Source organism: Arthrobacter sp. NPDC089319, from assembly GCF_040684925.1.
Classification (GTDB): Bacteria; Actinomycetota; Actinomycetes; order Actinomycetales; family Micrococcaceae; genus Crystallibacter.
Genome location: NZ_JBFBGZ010000033.1, coordinates 1 through 1448, shown reverse-complemented (window position 1 = coordinate 1448; position 1448 = coordinate 1). Strand labels below are relative to the sequence as shown.

Annotated in this window: 1 protein-coding gene; it reads left to right on the top strand. The window is 60.4% G+C overall.

What is annotated here, in order from left to right; genetic code table 11:
* Positions 1 to 320 precede the first annotated feature (320 nt).
* The gene (locus tag AB0N75_RS18850) at positions 321 to 1439 is read left to right on the top strand and encodes a DDE-type integrase/transposase/recombinase (protein WP_364652470.1); all 1119 of its coding nucleotides are present in this window, start codon (positions 321 to 323) and stop codon (positions 1437 to 1439) included.
* Positions 1440 to 1448: the final 9 nt, after the last annotated feature.

Sequence of the window (1448 nt, the reverse complement as noted above, 5' to 3'; positions counted from 1 at the left end):
GCTGTGAAGTCTCATGACTTATTGGACGGTTATGTCTCATGACTGTGTAGACACTGTGTCTCAGGGCTTGGTGGACACTTGTGCGGGTTTTGCTCTGATGTGTGAGCAACCCACAACCAGATATCAAGGTCCGTCATGCCGTGGCTACCTGGCCAGAAGATGCTCCTCGTGGAGCAGTCACCGCGTTCTGCAGAACCCACAAAGTCTCCCGGGCTTGGTTCTATCAAGTCCGGAGGGCGGCCGCAGAGGTGGGCGTGGTGAAGGCGCTGGAGAAGAAGCTGCCGATCCCGCTCAGCACTCCCACGGCAACCCCGCCGGCCATGGTGGAGCTGCTGCTGGCGACCCGGACCAGCTTGGAAGAGGGAGGGTTTGATCATGGCCCGCTTTCGGTGATTGCGAAGCTGGCACGCCAAGGCCTCGAGCCTCCGTCGCGGGCGACCGTGGCCAGGATCTTCTCCCGGGCCGGTGCCGTGGTCCCGGCACCAAGGAAGCGGCCACGCAGTTCCTTCAAGCGGTTTACCTACCCGCAACCGAACGCATGCTGGCAGATTGATTCCACGGAATGGCCCCTGGCCTGCGGAAAATCGGTAGCGGTCTTTCAACTCGTGGATGATCATTCCCGTCTGGCTTTGGCCTCGCTGGTCGCGGCCGGGGAAACCAGCGAGGCTGCGATCGCGATCGTCACACGGGCGATCCAACGCCATGGTGTCCCGCAGAAATTCCTCTCAGATAACGGGGCAGCGCTCAATCCCACCCGACGCGGCCGACGCGGTGCTCTCGTCGAATTCCTCAAGGCCCGCGGAATCGAACCGATCACCGGGAAACCGTACAAACCAACGACCCAAGGCAAAAACGAACGCTTCCACCAGACGCTGCACCGGTATCTTCACCGGCAGCCGCCGGCGGAGTCTATGGCCGTCCTACAGGCGCAGATCGATGTCTTTGACCGCTACTACAACACCGAACGCGTCCACCAGTCCCTGCCATCGAACATGACACCCCAAGAGGCTTGGGAAGCCACACCCAAAGCGCCGGCACCATCGCCACCCGGACCTGCCGCGACAGGGACCGAACGGCAAAGCACCAAGCGCATTGTCGGGGCCATGGGAAACGCCACTGTTCTAGGAACCAGCTTCAGGATGGGCAAGGATTACATCGGTTCAACAGTGCACATCCTGTATGACGACGCCGAGATTCTGTTCTTCGACTCCCGCGGCGCCGAGATCATCAGCCATCCCCGGCCCCCGAAGGGAACACGCTACGTCGGCAACGGCAAACCAGCCGGCATCATGGCCGACCCCTCGGCAGCAGTCCGTAAACGAAAAGTACGTCCAGTGAAGGCCGCCACCCAACCATCGCCCAACAACAATTGTCTACAAACCTCTGAGACAACAACTGTCAATGAAGACCTGAGACATGAACTGTCCACGAGGACCTGAGACATGACA